This window comes from Candidatus Dorea massiliensis AP6 (assembly GCF_964245105.1).
GTDB classification, from domain to species: Bacteria; Bacillota; Clostridia; order Lachnospirales; family Lachnospiraceae; genus Laedolimicola; species Laedolimicola intestinihominis.
In genome coordinates this window covers 1-18,958 of the sequence record NZ_CAXTKW010000025.1, presented here as the reverse complement: position 1 = coordinate 18,958, position 18,958 = coordinate 1, and the positions used below count along the sequence as shown (strand labels likewise).

Sequence of the window (18,958 nt, the reverse complement as noted above, 5' to 3'; positions counted from 1 at the left end):
AAGACAACCTATATCGTCCGTGTCCATTTCAGCCAGACCGCAAAAGAGACGATGGAGGACAAAATCAAGCGTATGCTCCGTGAGGAAGTCCGCAAAATGTGACTTCTTTTTGAATTTGATGAAAAAGTCCTTGACTTTTCGTCTCTGGCAAAACCGCTAAGTCGATTTTGATTTCCTGCGGTGCGCGCCTTGCTGTGTTCGATATTGCCGAGCTGCGGGAGGTCACTTCCTACGATGAGCTGGAGCTGGACACTCTGGGAGACCGGAAAACTGCCCTGTTCCTTATTATGAGCGATACGGATGACAGTTTTAACTTTCTCATTTCCATGTGCTACACCCAGTTATTCAACCTCCTCTGCGAAAAAGCCGACGATGTGTACGGCGGGCGGCTGCCGATCCATGTGCGCTGCCTTATCGACGAGTGCGCCAACATCGGCCAGATTCCCAAACTGGAAAAGCTGGTTGCTACCATCCGAAGCCGTGAGATCTCCGCCTGTCTGGTCTTGCAGGCGCAAAGCCAGCTGAAAGCCATCTACAAGGACAACGCCGATACCATCATCGGCAATATGGATACCTCCATCTTCCTGGGCGGTAAAGAGCCGACTACCCTCAAAGAGCTGGCTGCCGTGCTGGGCAAGGAAACCATCGACACCTACAACACCGGAGAGAGCCGTGGACGGGAGACCTCCCACTCGCTCAACTATCAGAAATTGGGGAAAGAGCTGATGAGCCAGGATGAGCTTGCTGTTATGGACGGCGGCAAGTGCATCCTCCAGCTGCGCGGTGTGCGGCCTTTCCTCTCGGACAAGTATGACATCACCAAGCACCCCAATTTCAAATACACAGCCGACGCAAGCGACAAGAACACTTTTGACATTGAAGCGTTCCTGTCCACCCGGCTGAAACTCAAGCCCAATGAGGTCTGCGACGTGTACGAAGTAGATACTCAGGGCGCTTAAATCTGTTCCGCTATGAAAGGAGTGGTCTTATCTATTCGCCGCAACTGCCCTTTTGGGGCCATTGGCGTACAAAGCGGACAATCGCAAGAAAAAATAATGAAAAAGGAGGACAGCCGGAATCATGCCCCCGGAAACCGGGCGGCAGATTGTTCCGGCTTTTGTATGCCTATGAAACATGACAAACCTATTTTTTAATCAGATTCCGGCTAACAAACTATATGGCATTTTTTGAACAGGCAATCACCGTTCTTCAGACCCTCGTTATCGCGCTCGGTGCCGGTCTTGGTATCTGGGGCGTCATCAACCTGCTGGAAGGTTACGGAAACGACAACCCTGGCGCCAAATCACAGGGCATGAAGCAGCTCATGGCCGGTGCTGGTGTAGCTGTTGTTGGTATGGTCCTTGTACCTCTGCTCTCCGGGCTTTTCTCTGTCTAAGCGTCTCCGTATGAAATCCTTGCCGTTCCCGCAGTTTTGCGGGGGCGGCGGAAAGGAGGTTGACACCGTATGGATTTCTTACTTGAAGCCCTGACAAATTGGCTGAAAGAAATGCTGGTAGGCGGCATTATGGGCAACCTGTCCGGGATGTTCGATTCTGTAAACCAGCAGGTCGGAGATATATCCGTGCAGGTTGGGCAAACGCCACAGGGCTGGAACGGCGGTATTTTCAGCATGATCCAGAACCTTTCCAACTCTATCATGGTTCCCATCGCCGGTGTGATTCTGGCGATTGTAATGACGCTGGAACTGATCCAGATGATTACCGACAAAAACAACCTGCATGATGTGGACACCTGGATGATTTTCAAGTGGGTGTTCAAGTCAGCCGCAGCCATACTCCTTGTCACGAATACATGGAATATCGTCATGGGCGTGTTCGATATGGCGCAGAGTGTGGTGGCACAGGCATCCGGCATCATTTCTTCGGATACCGCCATTGATATTTCCTCCATCCTCACGGATATGGAACCCCGGCTGATGGAAATGGATTTGGGTCCGCTGTTCGGGCTTTGGTTCCAGAGTATGTTTATCGGCGTTACCATGTGGGCGCTGTATATCTGCATCTTCATCGTGATTTATGGCCGTATGATTGAAATTTACCTTGTGACATCCGTTGCGCCCATCCCCATGGCTGCCATGATGGGCAAGGAATGGGGCGGCATGGGCCAGAACTATCTGCGCTCCCTGATGGCGCTGGGCTTTCAGGCGTTTCTCATCATCGTCTGCGTGGCAATTTATGCTGTGCTGGTGCAGGACATCGCTACGGAGGAAGATGTGATTATGGCGATCTGGAGCTGTGTGGGTTATACGGTTTTACTGTGCTTTACGCTCTTTAAGACCGGAAGCCTTGCAAAAGCCGTATTTCAGGCTCATTAAGGAGGATACATGAAGAAATATCAAATTATTTATGCTGATCCACCTTGGAGATACCATGTATATTCAAAAAAAGGAATGGGGCGAAGCGCAGAAAGTCACTACCCCACTATGAGTGTTGACGATATTTGCGCCTTACCTGTTGGTGATTTAGCAGACAAAAATTGCATGCTTTTTCTTTGGGTGACAAATCCTTGTTTACTGGAAGGGATTTCTGTGCTTCGCGCATGGGGATTTACCTATAAGACAATCGCTTTTGCTTGGGTGAAGCAAAACAAAAAAGCAGATAGTCTATTTTGGGGAATGGGATATTGGACTCGCTCAAATGTGGAGTTTTGTATCTTAGCTACCAAAGGGAACCCCAAACGAATTAACGCAGGTGTTCATCAAGTTATTCTTTCTCATATTGAGGAACATTCCAAAAAGCCACATGAGGTAAGAGAACGAATTGTGCAGCTTATGGGTGATTTGCCGCGTATTGAGCTGTTCGCCAGACAAGCCACACCCGGTTGGGATGTATGGGGCAACGAGGTGGACAGTTCTGTTTCATTTTCATAAAGGAGGGAGTTTCTATGGCCTATGTACCTGTACCCAAAGACCTGACCAAAGTCAAAACCAAGGTTGCTTTTAACTTAACCAAGCGGCAGTTAGTCTGCTTCGGCGGAGGGGTGCTTTTGGGCGTACCGCTGTTCTTTCTGCTCCGTGGCTCTGCCGGAAACAGTACGGCAGCCCTTTGCATGATGTTCGTGATGCTGCCCTTCTTCCTGCTGGCGATGTACGAAAAGCATGGCCAGCCGTTGGAAAAGATTGTGGGCAATATCATTCGCGTCACGGTGATCCGCCCCAGGCAGCGCCCCTACCGCACCAAAAACTTCTATGCCGTGTTACAGCGGCAGGCAAATCTCGACGAGGAGGTGTCACACATTGTTTACGGCAATCAAAAACTGGCTGCACCAGCTGTTCGGAAAAAACGAGGAAAAAGCTGTGCAGCCGGTCAAAACAAAGAAAAAGCTGTCCCGCGCCGACAGAAAGCAGATTGAAGCTGCCATTGCCCGCGCCAACCGCACGGACAAAAAGGAAAAATCCGCGCAGGACAGCATCCCTTATGAACGGATGTGGCCGGATGGTATCTGCCGGGTATCAGACGGTCACTACACAAAAACCATTCAATTTCAGGACATCAACTATCAGCTTTCGCAAAACGAGGATAAAACCGCGATCTTCGAGGGCTGGTGCGATTTCCTCAACTACTTCGACAGCTCGATTCAGTTTGAGCTGTCTTTTTTGAACCTTGCAGCATCGGAGGAAACCTTTGCCCGCGCCATCAACATCCCCCTTCAAAGGGATGATTTTGACAGTATCCGGGTGGAGTACACCACCATGCTGCAAAACCAGCTGGCAAAGGGCAACAACGGCCTTATCAAAACCAAGTATCTCACCTTTGGCATTGACGCGGACAGCATCAAGGCGGCCAAGCCCCGTCTGGAGCGCATTGAGACCGACATTCTCAATAACTTCAAGCGGCTGGGCGTAGCGGCGGAAACGCTGGACGGCAAAGCACGACTTTCCCAGCTGCATGGTATCTTCCACATGGATGAGCAGCTGCCGTTCCGGTTTGAGTGGGACTGGCTCCCCACCAGCGGCCTGTCCACCAAGGACTTTATCGCCCCCAGCTCCTTTGAGTTCCGCACCGGCAAGCAGTTCCGCATGGGTAAAAAGTACGGAGCCGTCAGCTTCGTACAAATTTTGGCCCCAGAGTTGAATGACCGGATGCTGGCTGATTTCCTGGATATGGAATCCAGCCTGATCGTCAGCCTGCATATCCAGTCGGTGGATCAGATCAAGGCCATCAAGACGGTCAAGCGGAAAATCACCGATCTGGATAAATCCAAAATTGAGGAGCAGAAAAAGGCGGTCAGAGCAGGATACGACATAGACATCATCCCTTCCGACCTTGCCACTTATGGTGTTGAGGCCAAAAAGCTCTTGCAGGATTTGCAGAGCCGCAACGAGCGAATGTTCCTTGTGACATTTCTGGTGCTGAACACGGCGGATAACCCCCGCCAGCTGGACAACAATGTGTTCCAGGCATCCAGTATCGCACAGAAATACAACTGCCAGCTGACAAGGCTGGACTTCCAGCAGGAGGAAGGGCTGATGAGTTGCCTGCCCTTGGGTATCAACCAGATTGAGATTCAGCGCGGACTGACCACCAGTTCCACGGCAATCTTTGTGCCGTTCACCACCCAGGAATTATTCCAGAACGGCAAAGAAGCTCTGTACTATGGCATCAATGCTCTGTCCAACAACCTCATCATGGTGGACAGAAAGCTGCTGAAAAACCCCAACGGCCTGATTCTCGGCACGCCGGGTTCCGGTAAATCTTTCAGCGCCAAGCGAGAGATCGCCAACAGCTTTCTGCTCACTTCGGATGATGTCATCATCTGCGACCCGGAGGCAGAGTACGCCCCTCTGGTGGAGCGTCTGCATGGGCAGGTCATTAAGATTTCGCCTACTTCCACCAACTACATCAACCCCATGGATTTGAACCTGGACTATTCGGACGATGAAAGCCCGCTGTCCCTCAAGTCCGACTTTATTCTCAGCTTGTGCGAGCTGATTGTGGGCGGCAAGGAGGGCTTGCAGCCGGTGCAGAAAACCATCATCGACCGCTGTGTGCGGCTGGTCTATCAGGACTATCTGAACGACCCGCGCCCGGAGAATATGCCCATTCTGGAGGATTTGTATAACCTCTTGCGGGCGCAGGACGAAAAGGAAGCGCAGTACATCGCCACAGCGCTGGAAATCTATGTAACCGGCTCCCTCAATGTGTTCAACCACCAGAGCAATGTGGACATCAACAACCGCATTGTCTGTTATGACATCAAGGAACTGGGCAAGCAGCTGAAGAAAATCGGGATGCTGGTGGTGCAGGATCAGGTGTGGAACCGCGTCACCATCAACCGCGCCGCCCATAAGTCCACCCGTTACTACATCGACGAGATGCACCTGCTTTTGAAGGAGGAACAGACCGCCGCTTATACGGTAGAAATTTGGAAGCGATTCAGAAAATGGGGCGGCATCCCGACCGGTATCACGCAGAACGTCAAAGACCTTTTGAGCAGCCGCGAGGTGGAGAACATCTTTGAAAACTCCGACTTCGTGTATATGCTCAACCAGGCGGGCGGAGACCGGCAGATTCTTGCCAAACAGCTGGGCATTTCTACGCACCAGCTTAGCTATGTGACCCACTCCGGCGAGGGTGAAGGACTGCTGTTCTACGGCTCCACCATCCTGCCCTTCGTGGACCACTTCCCGAAAAACACCGAACTCTATGCCATAATGACCACCAAACCGTTGGACTTAAAAAAGGAGGATGAACAGCATGACAAAGAAAGAAATTGAAAAAGGCGCAGGTCTGCTTCTGGCCGCCGTCAGCGGATGTGAGCAGATGGTGGAACTGCTTCGCGCCGCCGTCCATTACTGCTATGAGCAGGAAAAGACAGCAAAAAGTCTCACACCCAAGGGCTATGCCGGATTTACCCGGATTCACCATATCTGGACAGAGGGCATACCGGATGTTCCCAAGCTGTTTATTGGCAGCCCGATTCAGGATCGGGACATGGCAAGAGGAACCCTGATGGCGATTTTCCTGTCCACAACGGTCTTTCCGGCAGAAACCATTCAGATTCCGGTTTATGCGGAAACCTGCGTTCTGCTGGATGACCTGATGGCGGGTGGCTGGTATGCGTAAGGAACCGCGCCTGCACTTTACAGACGATGAACGCTCTGACCCGGCGCTGGAAAAGCCCATCCGCAAGGCAGACCGGGCTGCCGCCAAAGCAGACAGGGCGCAGGCGAAAATCCCCAAAAAGCAGGTGCGGCAAAAAACGGTGGACCCTAAGACCGGCAAAGTGACCACCAAACTGGTGCTGGAGGACAAGAAAAAACCGCCCTCCAAGCTGTCCCATGCGGTCCGGGATGCTCCGGGAGATGCGGCGCTGGGAAAACTCCACAAGGAAATCCGTGAAACGGAACAGGACAATGTGGGCGTGGAGAGCGCCCACAAGTCTGAGGAAACCGCAGAGACCGGCGTTAGGCTTGTTCGGGAGGGCTACCGCAGCCACAAGCTGAAACCTTACCGCAAGGCGGCACAGGCGGAGCAAAAGCTGGAAAAGGCCAATGTAAACGCCCTGTTCCAGAAGTCTTTGCGGGAAAATCCCCAGCTTACCAGCAATCCGTTTTCACGCTGGCAGCAGAAACAGACCATCAAAAAGGAATACGCCGCCGCCAAGCGCGCCGAAAACACCGCCAACACCGCAAAAAAGACCGGCAAGGCCGCCAGGACGGTCAAGGAAAAGGTACAGCAGGCCGGAGCATTTATTATGCGCCACAAAAAAGGCTTTTTGCTTGTAGGTGCGATTTTTCTTCTCATCTGCCTGTTGCTCAACACCATGTCCTCCTGCTCCATGATGGCGCAGAGCATTGGTTCTGCCATTTCCGGCTCTACCTATCCGTCGGATGACCCGGAACTTGTTGCGGTGGAGGCCGACTACGCCGCCAGAGAAACGGCGCTGCAAGCCGAGATCGACAACATCGAAAGCAGCCATCCGGGATATGACGAATACCGTTATGACCTGGATATGATCGGGCATGACCCCCATGAGCTGGCGGCGTTTCTCTCCGCCGTCTTGCAGGGGTACACTCAGTCCAGCGCCCAGGGCGAACTGGAGCGCGTGTTTTCCGCCCAATATACCCTGACACTCACCGAGGAAATCCAGATTCGCACCTATACGGACGAGGATGGCGACACCCACGAATACGAATACCGGATTCTTCATGTCAAGCTGGAGAGCCGCCCCATCTCCTCTCTTGCCACAGAGCTTTTGACCCCGGAGCAGCTGGAAATGTATCAGGTGTACCGGCAGACGCTGGGCAACAAGCCGCTGATCTTCGGCGGCGGCTCCACAAATACCAGTGATTCCGAGAGTTTGGACGGTGTGGAGTTTGTAAACGGCACACGCCCCGGCAACCCGGAGCTGGTGGAACTGGCCAAACGTCAGGTGGGAAATGTGGGCGGGCAGCCCTACTGGAGCTGGTACGGCTTCAATTCCCGCGTGGAATGGTGCGCCTGCTTTGTATCCTGGTGCTATGGGCAGATGGGATTATCCGAGCCGCGCTTTGCCGCCTGCCAGTCCCAGGGCATCCCGTGGTTCCAGTCCCATGGACAATGGGGCGCACGGGGCTATGACAACCTCGCCCCCGGCGACGCCATCTTCTTCGATTGGGATCTGGACGGCAGAGCCGACCATGTGGGCATCGTCATCGGCACAGACGGCAGCCGGGTCTATACCGTAGAGGGAAACAGCGGCGATGCCTGCAAAATCAGAAGCTACGATGTGAACTACGAGTGCATCAAGGGCTACGGTCTGATGAACTGGTGACAAATTTTTTGATAAGGAGTGATTGATTATGGCTACGAAAATCGAACGCATTGACCGGGAAATTACGAAAACCCGTGAGAAAATCGCAGAGTATCAGGAAAAGCTGAAAGCGCTGGAAGCGCAGAAAACCGAAGCGGAAAATCTGGAGATCGTCCAGATGGTGCGCGCTATGCGTATGACCCCGGAGCAGTTAAGCGCCATGCTGTCCGGCGGCACACTCCCCGGTATGGATGCTCATGAAGAACAGGAGGACACCGCCCATGAAGAATAAGAGAATTTTTAAGACCCTTTCCGCCCTCTGCGCCGCATTGGTGCTGATGGGCGGTTTTTCTGTCACCGCTTTTGCTCAAGGGCCGGAGCAGCCCCCGGCGGAGGATGCCACCAACGATACCAATGTGGTGGAAGAAACTGAGGACAGTCCTGCCCTGACCCCGGAGGGCAATGCTGCCCTGGTGGATGATTTCGGCGGCAACAAGCAGCTCATCACCGTCACCACAAAATCCGGCAATTATTTCTACATCCTCATTGACCGTGCCAACGAGGACAAGGAAACCGCCGTCCATTTCTTAAATCAGGTGGATGAAGCCGACCTGATGGCGCTGATGGAGGACGGGCAATCCGCCGAGAAAACGCCCGCTGTCTGCAACTGCACGGAAAAATGTGAAGCCGGTGCAGTCAACACCAAATGCGAGGTGTGCAGTACGGACATGACCGGCTGTACCGGCAAGAAGCCGGAACCGCCAAAGGAACCTACGGAACCGGAGAAAAAAGAACCCGCAGGGGTAAATCCGGCTGTCCTGCTGCTGGTGCTGGCTATGATTGGCGGCGCTGCCTTTGCCTACTTCAAATTTATTAAGGGTAAAGCCAACCACAAAAACAGCAGCAATCCAGACGATTATGACTATGAGGACGGCGAGGAACTGCCGGATGAGGAAGAAACTGAACTGGAGGACGAGGAATCGGGCGAGCCGGACGCTGACAGGGGCGGCGGTGAAGAAAGTGAGGATGAGACCCCATGACCCGGTTCACCGACAGCCCCTATGAACGCATGATGACACGCAGGCCGGAGGGCGGGAAGGAAACTTCCCGTCCTCCTTCTTTACCCAAAAGCCACCCCTGTTATGGCTGCGGGAATTATGGTCAGCCCTGTGTGGGAGTCTGCCACCGTGAGATGGAACGATGGCTCAAAGAAAGGAAACGAAAAAAATGAGTATTCTGATTACATTTATTAAGCTGCTTGCGGTTTTTGACCTGCTGGTGATCGCCGTCTATTTTGGCAGCGACATTCTCTCAACTGTGTGGAGCAAATTTCGGAAAAAGCCCACACGGGAGGAACCTTTTGATTTCTCCCTGAATGCCGCAGCGGTTCCCCTGTCCATAGATTCCATCCGTCAGCTTTATTCAGGCGACGCAGCGGATTTTGTGGAAGAAACGCTCCTGCCGGATGCTGCGCAGACAATGGCAGTTTTGACAGACCGGGAACAGACAGCCGCCCGCCTGCTCTTATCCGCACTGGTAGGCTTTCTGGCAGAAGAAGCCCCAATGGATGAACGGAACTTCCCTATGGTGATGGAACTTCTGAACTGCATGGAGGGAGAAAAAGAGGACGGCTGCCAGGACCCGGTGGATATTTTGTTTGAGGAAACCGTCCGCCGTACCCGCCGCCATGAGGAATATTACAGCAATTATCAACGCTACCGATTGTTGCGGGTGGACAAAACCCGTGTCATTCTGGCCTGCCGTATCCTTATCAACGATTTGCTGGGAAAGCTGTACCGCTATGACTACCGGTTCGGCTATGACCTGCTGCTGGATGAGGAAAACAGCATTGAGAAAAAACTGCACACGCCTGTGCGGGAAGAATGGGAGGATGAAGATGATGAAACTTGTGATTGCTGAAAAACCGTCTGTTGCACAAAGTCTGGCCGCCGTGATCGGCGCAACCGTCCGTAAAGACGGGTATCTGGAGGGTAACGGCTGGCGGGTCAGCTGGTGCGTGGGTCATCTGGCCGGGCTGGCCGATGCCGATGTATATAACCCGGACTACGCTAAGTGGCGTTATGACGATCTGCCCATCCTGCCGGAACACTGGCAGATGGTGGTGGGTAAAGACAAGAAGAAACAGTTTGCTGTGCTGAAACAGCTGATGAACGCCCCGGATGTGACGGAGGTGGTAAATGCCTGTGATGCCGGACGCGAGGGCGAACTGATTTTCCGCAGCGTCTATGAGCTGGCGGGATGCAGCAAACCCATGAAGCGGCTGTGGATTTCCTCGATGGAGGATTCCGCTATTCGGGAGGGCTTTGCAAACCTGCGCCCCGGTGCCGATTATGACGGTCTGCGCCAAGCTGCTCTCTGCCGCGCCAAGGCCGACTGGCTGGTTGGTATCAACGCCACAAGACTGTTTTCGGTGCTGTACCACCGTACCCTCAACATCGGGCGCGTCATGTCCCCGACGCTGGCCCTCATCGTCCAACGGGAAGCCGAGATCGACACCTTCAAGCCGGTTCCGTTTTACACGGTAGTCCTGGAGTTGCCCGGTTTTTCCGTTTCCGGGGAACGCATGGCGGACAAGGCTGCTGCCGAGCAGCTGAAAGCCGCCTGCCAGAGTGCGGATGTGACGGTCAAAAAGGTGGAATGCCGCGACAAATCGGAAAAGCCGCCCGCCCTCTATGACCTGACTACCCTCCAACGGGATGCCAACCGATTGTTGGGATATACGGCCCAGCAAACCCTGGACTACCTCCAAAATCTGTACGAAAAGAAGCTCTGCACCTATCCCCGCACGGACAGCCGCTATCTGACTTCGGATATGGCGGAGGGATTGCCGGTGCTGGTCAATCTGGTTGCCAACGCCATGCCGTTTCGCAAAGGAATCGCCATTTCCTGTGATGCCGGTGCGGTCATCAACGACAAAAAAGTGACCGACCACCATGCAGTGATCCCCACCCGCAATCTCCAAAACGCCGACCTATCCGGTCTGCCGGTGGGTGAACGGATGATTTTGGAACTTGTAGCCTTGCGCCTGCTGTGCGCGGTGGCGGAACCGCATACTTACTCAGAAACTGCTGTCACCGTGGAGTGTGCCGGTGCGGAGTTTACCACCAAGGGCAAAACGGTGAAACGCCCCGGCTGGCGGGCGCTGGACACTGCCTACCGTTCTGCGCTGAAAAATGCGGAGCCGGACAAGGAAAACGAGGACAAGGTCCTGCCGGACGGAGGCCGTCTGCCAGAACTGTCCGAGGGTCAGACGCTGCCCCTTTCCAGCTCTGCCGTCAAGGAGGGCAAAACCAGCCCGCCCAAACACTTCACCGATGTTATATGCTATGAAAGGGGGATAAGAAATCGCCCATAGAAAGGAGAATTGACCCATGAAAACAAAGCAAACAGGAAGCGGAAAAATCACAGCCCTTTATGAGAGATTGAGCCGCGACGACGAACTGACAGGCGACAGCAATTCGATTATCAATCAAAAGAAGCTGCTTGAAGATTATGCAAAATCGCATGGCTTTACTAACTGCGCCCACTTTACCGACGATGGGTGGTCTGGGGCTAATTTTGACCGTCCGAATTGGAAGCGCATGATTGAAAGCATTGAAAGCGGCGAGGTTTCCCATGTCCTTGTAAAAGATTTAAGTCGCGTCGGTAGGGATTACTTGCAAGTGGGATTTTATACCGAAGTGATGTTCAGAGAAAACGGCGTGCGCTTTATCGCCATTGCCAACGGTGTAGACAGCGACAAACGGGAAAGCAGCGAGTTTGCGCCGTTTTTGAACATTATGAACGAGTGGTATGTTCGTGACTCCAGCCGCAAAATCACAACTGTTTTACGGGCAAAGGGAATGTCCGGCGCACATTTGACAAACCATTGCATATACGGCTACAAGAAAGACCCGAATGATAAAAACCATTGGATTATTGACGAGGAAGCCGCCGAGGTAGTACGCCGGATTTACCGAATGGCGATAGAGGGCAAAGGTCCGTATGAAACCGCCCGTATTCTTGCGTTGGAAAAGATAGAAAGACCGTCCTACTATCTTGCACAGCGCGGCATGGGAAATCACAAGTCAAACTACAATTCAACCGAGCCTTACGCATGGCGCGGCAATACAATTTCCGATATTCTGTCAAAGCCGGAATACATGGGGCATACCGTAAACTTTCGGACTTACAAGGAAAGCTACAAGGACAAACGCTCCAAAGCGACACCCAAAGAGGATTTAGTTATCTTCGAGGACACACAGGAAGCCATCATTGACAAAGAAACATGGGAGCGCGTACAGTCATTGAGAAAAACAATCCGCAGAACTGACACCATCGGAGAAGCCAACCCCTTAACCGGCTTAATGTTTTGTGCCGATTGTGGGGCGAAGATGTATAACCATCGAGGGAAAGCGGGAAAGGCGCGGGATTGGGCGGGGCGACCAAACGGGAAAAGGCGTCCAGACCGCGACGAATACAACTGCTCCCGATACGATTTAGGAAATCAGCGATATGACACCTACTGCACCACCCACCTTATCCGCACCGTTGTTGTAAATGAACTGCTACTTGAAGCGATAAAGGAAGTATGCAACTACGCGCAGAACAATGAAGCCGCCTTTATTGAACAAGTCTGCTCCGCTTCCGGGGAACGGCAGAAAAAGGCTATCAAGACCATACGGCAGAGGAAACAGCGCAGCGAGAAACGCGCCGATGAATTGAGCCGCTTGATACGAAAGCTCTATGAGGATAATGTCAATGGGAAACTTTCTGATAAGCTCTTTGAGCAAATGCTACACGATTTTGAACTTGAATTGGACGGGCTGAACACAAGCATTACCCAAGACCAACAGGAGCTTGACCGTATCAGCAGCGAGAGCGTCAATGCGGAAAAGTTTATCGCTCTTGTGAAGCGGTACACAGATTTTTCCGAGCTTACCCCCGCCATGATAAATGAGTTTATTGAAAAAATCCTTGTCCACCAAGCGGAGGGCAAAGGGGCAAGCCGCACACAGGAAATTGAGATTTTCTTTAACTTCGTGGGCAAGGTGGAAATCCCACACGAGGAAGTGGAACTGACGGAGGAAGAAATCGCCGCGATAGCCGAACAGGAACGCCGACGGGCAAAGAAAGCCGAGTACAACCGCCGCTATATGCAGAAAAAACGCAAACAATGGAAAGAGCAGCAAGAACAGGCACAGGAGCCGCAAGAGCCTATCGAGCTTCCTCTTGTGCAGGACGAGAAAGGAGCATTGAGCGCATGAGAAGATTGATTGACAACGGCGACGCACCCGCCAAGAAAAAGCCCCCTATCGGGCATTACGGACACTTGCGGAAAGCCTACCTTGAGGGCTACCGCCCCGACCTCTACACCGCCCTTGTCGCAAGCGAAAGCCTCTATGAGCATTGCGCCGAGATTGAAGCCGCCGTCCGTCGCCGCCTTGACCTCATTATCCCGCAGCTTGCCGAGGGTGCGGGCGCAACCGAGGAACTGAAAGCCGCAGACCCCATGCAATGGGTGGGGCTGATGAACACCTGCAAGGCGCAAGCGGAAGAAATCGTCAAGTTTGAGCTTATCTATGTATGAGCGTCAAGAGCCGGAAAAATCCCATATTTCACGATAGAAACGCCCTGGACGAGGAATGTATCGCCGGAGCGTTTTCTATTGGAAAATCGCCGTTTTTCCCAAGCCAAGAGCCGGGAAAAACACCCGAAAAATGCCCCTATTGCGTAACAGGGGCGCAGAAAGGAGAGTTTATGAGAACAGGGCTTACGAAGCAGGAAAAGACCACCGATATTTGGTTTGACGAGAAAGACCCCCTTATCCATATCCGCACCCACAACACCGACTTAAAGAAGCGGCTTGCCGCCTACGCCGGACAGTACCCCGACCAGTGCTGCCAGACCGACGCAGACCCCGAAACGGGCTGCATGGAGTTTGATATTGCAAAGGGGCGTTTCTCTTTCCGTCTGACCGCCCCATACAGTGAGGAACGGAGGAACGCCGCCAGCAAAGCGGCAAAGAAACATTCCGGCAACTTGACACACCCTATTCAAAAAGATGTGCTATAATTTTTTTGAAAAAGTTTCGGATTAGATGTAGTATTCGCCGCTGAAACCGTAGTATATAGGTGAAGCCGGAAAGGAGGCGGTGTGATGATAGAAGATGAGAAAATCATTGAAATGTTTTTTGAGCGTTCAGAGCAAGGCATACGGGAGCTGGATATAAAATACGGTAAAGTCTGCCACAAGTTATCGTATAACATTGTTAACAGCAGGCAGGACGCGGAGGAATGTGTCAACGACGCTTACTTAGGAGCATGGAACGCAATCCCCCCGGCGAACCCCCACCCGCTTCTGACCTATATCTGTAAAATCGTTCGGAACATTTCACTGAAAATCTATTACAGAAAGGAAGCAGCCAAGCGAAACAGCACTTACACGATTGCTATGGAGGAAATCGAAGCCTGTATAGCAGACCCGAACACAGTGGAAGCCGAGATTGAAGCCAGAGAGTTAGCCCGTATCATTGAAAGTTTTCTGGACACGCTGACCGTCGAGAACCGCGTTATCTTCATGCGCCGCTATTGGTTTTCCGATAGCTGTAAAGACATAGCCGAGTTTGTAGGGCTTTCGGAGAAAAATATCTCCGTCCGGCTGACCCGTATCCGACAAAAAATGAAAAGCTATTTAGCAGAAAGAGAGGTATTCGTATGAACTCAAAGAAGTTTTCCGAAGCCATGAGCGAGCTTGACAGCAAGTATGTTGATGAAGCTATCAGCTACAAGAAGAAAGCAAAAAAGCCAGTTTGGGCTAAATGGGGAGCTATTGCAGCCTGTTTTGTAGCTGTAACCGTCTTAGGTGTGGGATTGTTTCAAAGTGGATTATTTGGCAGTCATACCGATATAGCCACATTGAATAACGGGGAAAAAATTGTTTTTGTGAAGTCTGATAATGTTGGCGGTTCTTTGGCTTTAGATGTAGATGTAACTACAAAGCCACTTACAGAAGATGAAACCTTAGCTTTATTTTCGGATTTACCTGTTACAGCCAATGCAATTTTTCTAAATAGCGATATAGACGCAGGCGGTTCACAAGAACTGATTGGATTTGAGGGACAAGTCGGAAATGTGAAAGTAATCATTTCAACATCAGATGTGCAGTTGCTTGATACTGTAATTGTTGGAACGGAGAAAGTCTCTGAAATCAACGGTATAACCATAGTCGCAGGATATTTTGTAACAGACCCGAACAGCCGAGGCGAGCAAAATGCTATTTACTATGCGACCTTTGAGATTGGCGATTGCAAGGTATATCTGGAAAATGGCGGCATGAAAGATGATAGCGAAACAATAAAAAATCAGTTGGCAGAAGTTATCCAGAAGCTGACAGAAAACGGGAATTTGGACTTAACTTCTTTTAGTGACGAAACAGGTATGAAGCTTGACGGAAACCCAGACGGATATGACCCGCTTCCTGACAGCCAGACTTCTGATGAAGAAGTATCAGAACAAGACCCCGCCGCAAACTGAATAATCTATCTCATATCGAAAGGGCAGCCGAGAAAATCGACTGTCCTTTTTCTATGCCGACAGGCAGAAAGGAGCGGCCAGCTATGACGAAACCGAGAGAGAAAACCCGCGAGGAATTGACTGCCGAGATTGAGGACGGAAAGAAGAAAATCCGGCAGTTTGAGAACCGGGAAAAGATGTTGCGTCAGAAGTTATCCAAAGAGGAACGCCGGACACGCAGCCACCGCCTTATCGTCCGGGGCGCGGTCTTTGAAAGCATTGTGCCGGAAGCAAAAAACATGACCGACGAGGAAGCCGCAGCACTTCTCCGGCTTGCATTGACGAGTGAACCAGCGCGGGAATATCTGAAAAAACGAGCCGAAAGCGGGAACGCCGAATAAATCCCTTTGGAACAAAGGGCGCACTTATACACCCTTGCGGGCGTGTGCGCTCTGCCGAGGGCTTATCTCCGCACAGGGAGATTTCCCCGCGCTCCGATTGGCGGCTTTGCCGCAACAAGGGGCTGCACCCCTTGCGCCGCTTCGCGGCTATCCCTGCACACCCACAAAAACAGTACACCCGCCGTTGGCGTCTGTACCATTTTTGCGGGTTTTATTATCCTATCCGGGAGGTGATACCCATAGCCATTTACCATTGGAACATCGGCATTGTGAGCCGAGGAAAAGGCAAATCAGCCGTTGCCGCAGCCGCCTACCGAAGCGGCGAAAAGCTGACAAACGAATGGGACGGAATGACCCATGACTACACTCGCAAAGGCGGCGTTGTCCATACGGAAATCATGCTGCCGCCCCACGCGCCACCCTCATTTTCTGACCGTTCAACCTTGTGGAACAGCGTGGAGCTTTACGAGAAAGCCGGGAACGCCCAGCTTGCCAGAGAGATTGACGCGGCACTCCCCATAGAATTATCCAGAGAGGAACAGATCCGGCTTGTCCGGGAATACTGTTCCTCTCAATTTGTTTCCAGAGGAATGTGTGTGGATTTTGCTATCCATGACACCGACAGCGGCAACCCCCATTGTCATATCATGCTGACCATGCGCCCCCTTGACGAGCGCGGTGCATGGGCGGCGAAGTCCAAAAAGGAATATGACCTTGACGAGAACGGCGAGCGTATCCGCTTGCCAAGCGGCAGATACAAGACGCACAAAATTGACCTTACAGGCTGGAACGACAAGGACAACACCCTCTTGTGGCGCAGGGCATGGGCTGACTATACCAACGACTTTTTGGAGAGGAACGGAAGCCCGGAGCGTATCGACCACCGCAGCAACGCCGAGAGAGGAATTGACGAGATACCCACCGTCCACATGGGCGTGGCGGCTTGCCAGATGGAGAAGAAAGGCATCGCCACCGAGAAAGGCGAACTGAACCGCAGTATCCAAAAGACAAACCGCCTTATCCGGGAAATCCGGGCGCAGATTGGGAAGCTCAAGGAATGGATTGCCGACCTGTTCAAAGCGCGGGAAACCGCCCCGGAACAGCCGCCGCAATCTCCCAACCTTGCAAATCTGCTGATGAAGTATTTGAGCGTTCAGAGAGAAAAGAGCCGGAAGTATTCGCAGCGTTGGCAACAACAGCACACAGCCGATGAACTGAAAACCATAGCGGCGGCGGTCAACTATCTCTCCGAGCATGGTATCTCTAATCTTGACGAGCTGGACGCTTCTCTTTCCTCTGTCAGCGATAAAGCCTATTCGATCCGGGAGGGAATGAAAACCGCCGAGCAGCGCATGAAAGAACTGCAAAAACTCATGGAGTACGGCAGAAATTATCAGACCTACAAGCCCATACAGGACGAGTACCGGCAAATCCGCTGGAAAGGAAAACAGGAGAAGTTTGCGGAAGCCCGCCGCGCCGAGCTTACCCTATGGGACGCAGCAAACCGCTATCTCCATGCCCATTTGCCGGAGGGCGTGAAAACCCTGCCGATCTCCGCGTGGGAGAAAGAATATACCGCCCTCAAAGCACAGCGGAAAGCGGAATATGACACGCTGAAAGCCACCCGCGCCGAGGTTGCCGAGCTTCAAAAAATCCGCAAATGCGTGGATATTGCACTCCGCGCCGACCAACCGGAGCAGGCACAGACCCGCACCAAGCGGCACGAACAGGAGCGATAAAGGAAAGGACGGGCAAGCTGCTTTGCCTGTCCGCCCTAAATGCTTTCTGATAAACTGGAAGTTATCTTTTTCTTAATGGCAATGCTATTAAATTTCCCAATAATGCAATAACAGCATATCCAACTACATAAACCCATGCACTTGAGTTATAAAATATAAATATAGATGGCGCAAACATTATTGCTACAATCAAAATATACCAGAAGTTAAAACCATTCCTAATCCCATAAAAAACAGAGGTTATTAAACATATTAGAGGAATAATTACTAACATAACAATCATTGCACTTCCTGTGTCTTTTATAAACCAAGGAACGATATAAAAATCTATCAGCAACAGTAGGTAGAAAACCATGTTCTTTTTTAATTTATCCATCATATCATCATCCTTTCAAATTCCAATTTGTCGATTTCATTATACTCAAAACCTATGAACAATTCAACCACAGAAAGCGAGGTATCAACCATGTATTACACCCAAGAACAGATAGACCGCGCCAACCAAGCCGACCTTGTTTCTTTCCTGCAATCACAGGGCGAGCAGCTTACCCGCGCCGGGAATGAATACCGCTGGAAGCGGCACGACAGCCTGACCGTCCGGGGAAACAAATGGTACAGGCACAGCCAGAGCAAGGGCGGCGCACCCATTGATTTTGTCATGGAGTTTTTCGGCAAGAGCTTCACCGAAGCCGTTGAACTTCTCGCAGGAGAAAAGGGAGCTACACCGCCGCCGGACAGACCAAGCCCCGCGTCCTTTTCTGACTTCCGACTGCCGCCCCGCAGCACCGACAACCGAACAGCGAGGAACTACCTCACAGCTGCCCGCCGCATTGATGAAGATGTGACGGGCTTTTTCTTTGCCAGCGGCGATATTTACGAGGACGCAACCCACCACAACGCCGTATTCGTCGGCAGAGATGAAAGCGGCATACCACGCTACGCCCACCAGCGCGGAACAGCCGGGAGTTTCCGGCTTGATGTGAAAGGCAGCGACAAAGCCTTTAACTTCTGCTACCGGGGCGAGGGCGAAAGATTGTTTGTCTTTGAAGCCCCGATAGACCTCTTATCTTTCCTCTGCCTGTTCAAAAAGGATTGGCAAAAGCAAAGCTATCTGGCGTTGGGCGGCGTGGGCGAAAAAGCCCTTTTGCGTTTCCTTTCTGACCGTCCGAACATCAAGACCGTGTACCTCTGCCTTGACAGCGACAACGCCGGAAACGATGCTTGCAGCCGCCTTGCGGAGCTTGTGCCGGAGGGCTTGACCGTCCACCGCCTTCTCCCGCTTTACAAGGACTGGAATGAGGTATTGCAGCACCGGGCAGAAATCGCGGACGGGAAGTATATCCGGGAAGCGATTTACGGCTTGAAAGAGCCGCCGCAGGAAGAAACCGTTGAGATTATCCGCATGAGCGAGGTTGACACCCAGACCGTTGAATGGCTATGGGAGCCGTATATTCCCTTTGGGAAAGTAACCATTCATAATGTTGCGGAAAGGGGTAAAATCATCGTCCCCTCTGGCACTGTCCACGCCGTCATTGATGGCGATAAGGCG

21 protein-coding genes and 2 pseudogenes are annotated in these 18,958 nt (G+C 52.1%); 22 read left to right on the top strand and 1 reads right to left on the bottom strand.

Going from position 1 to position 18,958, the window contains the following annotated elements; translation table 11 throughout:
* The first annotated feature begins 12 nt into the window (after nucleotides 1-12).
* The 21 genes and pseudogenes from ACESZP_RS17325 to mobQ all read left to right on the top strand — a co-directional run bounded on the left by ACESZP_RS17325 (nucleotide 13) and on the right by mobQ (nucleotide 17,409).
* Nucleotides 13-102: a TnpW family protein gene (locus ACESZP_RS17325; protein ID WP_499709602.1), complete on the top strand. Its 90-nt coding sequence runs from the start codon at nucleotides 13-15 to the stop codon at nucleotides 100-102.
* Nucleotides 103-143: 41 nt separating this feature from the next.
* Nucleotides 144-959: pseudogene (locus ACESZP_RS17320) on the top strand (VirD4-like conjugal transfer protein, CD1115 family); the annotation flags it as partial.
* A 218-nt stretch (nucleotides 960-1,177) separates the two neighbouring features.
* Nucleotides 1,178-1,396 (top strand): Maff2 family mobile element protein, encoded by a 219-nt coding sequence (locus ACESZP_RS17315; RefSeq protein ID WP_003525154.1) that lies wholly within the window; start codon nucleotides 1,178-1,180, stop codon nucleotides 1,394-1,396.
* A 69-nt stretch (nucleotides 1,397-1,465) separates the two neighbouring features.
* The gene (locus ACESZP_RS17310) at nucleotides 1,466-2,335 is read left to right on the top strand and encodes a VirB6/TrbL-like conjugal transfer protein, CD1112 family (protein WP_499709884.1); all 870 of its coding nucleotides are present in this window, start codon (nucleotides 1,466-1,468) and stop codon (nucleotides 2,333-2,335) included.
* A gap of 9 nt (nucleotides 2,336-2,344) precedes the next feature.
* Nucleotides 2,345-2,890 carry an MT-A70 family methyltransferase gene (locus ACESZP_RS17305; RefSeq protein ID WP_499709883.1) on the top strand — a complete coding sequence of 182 codons (546 nt, stop codon included), beginning with the start codon at nucleotides 2,345-2,347 and terminating at the stop codon, nucleotides 2,888-2,890.
* A gap of 14 nt (nucleotides 2,891-2,904) precedes the next feature.
* A complete protein-coding gene (locus ACESZP_RS17300; RefSeq protein WP_499709882.1) occupies nucleotides 2,905-3,372 on the top strand; it encodes a PrgI family protein in 468 nt (155 codons plus the stop codon).
* Nucleotides 3,317-5,737 carry a VirB4-like conjugal transfer ATPase, CD1110 family gene (locus tag ACESZP_RS17295; RefSeq protein ID WP_499709887.1) on the top strand — a complete coding sequence of 807 codons (2,421 nt, stop codon included), beginning with the start codon at nucleotides 3,317-3,319 and terminating at the stop codon, nucleotides 5,735-5,737. The genes ACESZP_RS17300 and ACESZP_RS17295 overlap by 56 nt, the downstream gene beginning before the upstream one ends.
* Nucleotides 5,718-6,086, top strand: a complete 369-nt coding sequence (locus tag ACESZP_RS17290; RefSeq protein WP_272154906.1) for a hypothetical protein — start codon at nucleotides 5,718-5,720, stop codon at nucleotides 6,084-6,086. Before ACESZP_RS17295 ends, ACESZP_RS17290 begins: the two co-directional genes overlap by 20 nt.
* Nucleotides 6,079-7,776 carry a C40 family peptidase gene (locus ACESZP_RS17285; RefSeq protein WP_499709881.1) on the top strand — a complete coding sequence of 566 codons (1,698 nt, stop codon included), beginning with the start codon at nucleotides 6,079-6,081 and terminating at the stop codon, nucleotides 7,774-7,776. Before ACESZP_RS17290 ends, ACESZP_RS17285 begins: the two co-directional genes overlap by 8 nt.
* 25 nt (nucleotides 7,777-7,801) lie before the next feature.
* Nucleotides 7,802-8,047, top strand: coding sequence for a DUF4315 family protein (locus tag ACESZP_RS17280; protein WP_441659176.1), 246 nt, complete (start codon nucleotides 7,802-7,804; stop codon nucleotides 8,045-8,047).
* Nucleotides 8,037-8,795 (top strand): DUF4366 domain-containing protein, encoded by a 759-nt coding sequence (locus ACESZP_RS17275; RefSeq protein ID WP_499709880.1) that lies wholly within the window; start codon nucleotides 8,037-8,039, stop codon nucleotides 8,793-8,795. The genes ACESZP_RS17280 and ACESZP_RS17275 overlap by 11 nt, the downstream gene beginning before the upstream one ends.
* Nucleotides 8,792-8,986 carry a hypothetical protein gene (locus ACESZP_RS17270; RefSeq protein ID WP_412343421.1) on the top strand — a complete coding sequence of 65 codons (195 nt, stop codon included), beginning with the start codon at nucleotides 8,792-8,794 and terminating at the stop codon, nucleotides 8,984-8,986. The genes ACESZP_RS17275 and ACESZP_RS17270 overlap by 4 nt, the downstream gene beginning before the upstream one ends.
* Entirely contained in the window at nucleotides 8,983-9,675 is a 693-nt protein-coding gene (locus tag ACESZP_RS17265) for a conjugal transfer protein TraG (protein ID WP_499709877.1), read from the top strand. The genes ACESZP_RS17270 and ACESZP_RS17265 overlap by 4 nt, the downstream gene beginning before the upstream one ends.
* Nucleotides 9,656-11,092, top strand: a pseudogene (locus ACESZP_RS17260) (DNA topoisomerase); the annotation flags it as partial. The gene ACESZP_RS17265 and the pseudogene ACESZP_RS17260, both read left to right, overlap by 20 nt.
* Before the next feature lie 55 nt (nucleotides 11,093-11,147).
* Nucleotides 11,148-13,022 (top strand): recombinase family protein, encoded by a 1,875-nt coding sequence (locus tag ACESZP_RS17255; protein WP_097777326.1) that lies wholly within the window; start codon nucleotides 11,148-11,150, stop codon nucleotides 13,020-13,022.
* Entirely contained in the window at nucleotides 13,019-13,345 is a 327-nt protein-coding gene (locus ACESZP_RS17250; RefSeq protein ID WP_158420703.1) for a TnpV protein, read from the top strand. Before ACESZP_RS17255 ends, ACESZP_RS17250 begins: the two co-directional genes overlap by 4 nt.
* Nucleotides 13,342-13,830 (top strand): hypothetical protein, encoded by a 489-nt coding sequence (locus ACESZP_RS17245; protein WP_476387743.1) that lies wholly within the window; start codon nucleotides 13,342-13,344, stop codon nucleotides 13,828-13,830. Before ACESZP_RS17250 ends, ACESZP_RS17245 begins: the two co-directional genes overlap by 4 nt.
* Before the next feature lie 84 nt (nucleotides 13,831-13,914).
* Entirely contained in the window at nucleotides 13,915-14,475 is a 561-nt protein-coding gene (locus tag ACESZP_RS17240) for an RNA polymerase sigma factor (RefSeq protein ID WP_097769767.1), read from the top strand.
* A complete protein-coding gene (locus tag ACESZP_RS17235; RefSeq protein ID WP_097769768.1) occupies nucleotides 14,472-15,290 on the top strand; it encodes a hypothetical protein in 819 nt (272 codons plus the stop codon). Before ACESZP_RS17240 ends, ACESZP_RS17235 begins: the two co-directional genes overlap by 4 nt.
* An 83-nt stretch (nucleotides 15,291-15,373) precedes the next feature.
* Entirely contained in the window at nucleotides 15,374-15,670 is a 297-nt protein-coding gene (locus ACESZP_RS17230; protein ID WP_195309142.1) for a DUF3847 domain-containing protein, read from the top strand.
* A gap of 230 nt (nucleotides 15,671-15,900) precedes the next feature.
* Complete coding sequence (mobQ, locus tag ACESZP_RS17225; protein WP_499709885.1) at nucleotides 15,901-17,409, top strand: MobQ family relaxase; 1,509 nt, start codon at nucleotides 15,901-15,903, stop codon at nucleotides 17,407-17,409.
* Between the two features lie 61 nt (nucleotides 17,410-17,470).
* Here mobQ and ACESZP_RS17220 read toward each other — a convergent pair whose 3' ends face one another.
* Nucleotides 17,471-17,788 (bottom strand): DUF2651 family protein, encoded by a 318-nt coding sequence (locus tag ACESZP_RS17220; RefSeq protein WP_117452273.1) that lies wholly within the window; start codon nucleotides 17,786-17,788, stop codon nucleotides 17,471-17,473.
* 87 nt (nucleotides 17,789-17,875) lie between these two features.
* Here ACESZP_RS17220 and ACESZP_RS17215 point away from each other — a divergent pair.
* Nucleotides 17,876-18,958 (top strand): toprim domain-containing protein (locus ACESZP_RS17215; protein ID WP_499709875.1); only part of this gene is annotated, 1,083 nt, incomplete at its 3' end.

Coding starts and splice junctions, on each gene's coding strand:
- ACESZP_RS17315 (WP_003525154.1), top strand. CDS start 1,178: ATGGCATTTTTTGAACAGGCAATCACCGTTCTTCAGACCCTCGTTATC.
- ACESZP_RS17310 (WP_499709884.1), top strand. CDS start 1,466: ATGGATTTCTTACTTGAAGCCCTGACAAATTGGCTGAAAGAAATGCTG.
- ACESZP_RS17305 (WP_499709883.1), top strand. CDS start 2,345: ATGAAGAAATATCAAATTATTTATGCTGATCCACCTTGGAGATACCAT.
- ACESZP_RS17300 (WP_499709882.1), top strand. CDS start 2,905: ATGGCCTATGTACCTGTACCCAAAGACCTGACCAAAGTCAAAACCAAG.
- ACESZP_RS17290 (WP_272154906.1), top strand. CDS start 5,718: ATGACAAAGAAAGAAATTGAAAAAGGCGCAGGTCTGCTTCTGGCCGCC.
- ACESZP_RS17285 (WP_499709881.1), top strand. CDS start 6,079: ATGCGTAAGGAACCGCGCCTGCACTTTACAGACGATGAACGCTCTGAC.
- ACESZP_RS17275 (WP_499709880.1), top strand. CDS start 8,037: ATGAAGAATAAGAGAATTTTTAAGACCCTTTCCGCCCTCTGCGCCGCA.
- ACESZP_RS17270 (WP_412343421.1), top strand. CDS start 8,792: ATGACCCGGTTCACCGACAGCCCCTATGAACGCATGATGACACGCAGG.
- ACESZP_RS17265 (WP_499709877.1), top strand. CDS start 8,983: ATGAGTATTCTGATTACATTTATTAAGCTGCTTGCGGTTTTTGACCTG.
- ACESZP_RS17255 (WP_097777326.1), top strand. CDS start 11,148: ATGAAAACAAAGCAAACAGGAAGCGGAAAAATCACAGCCCTTTATGAG.
- ACESZP_RS17250 (WP_158420703.1), top strand. CDS start 13,019: ATGAGAAGATTGATTGACAACGGCGACGCACCCGCCAAGAAAAAGCCC.
- ACESZP_RS17245 (WP_476387743.1), top strand. CDS start 13,342: ATGAGCGTCAAGAGCCGGAAAAATCCCATATTTCACGATAGAAACGCC.
- ACESZP_RS17240 (WP_097769767.1), top strand. CDS start 13,915: ATGATAGAAGATGAGAAAATCATTGAAATGTTTTTTGAGCGTTCAGAG.
- ACESZP_RS17235 (WP_097769768.1), top strand. CDS start 14,472: ATGAACTCAAAGAAGTTTTCCGAAGCCATGAGCGAGCTTGACAGCAAG.
- ACESZP_RS17230 (WP_195309142.1), top strand. CDS start 15,374: ATGACGAAACCGAGAGAGAAAACCCGCGAGGAATTGACTGCCGAGATT.
- ACESZP_RS17220 (WP_117452273.1), bottom strand. CDS start 17,788: ATGATGGATAAATTAAAAAAGAACATGGTTTTCTACCTACTGTTGCTG.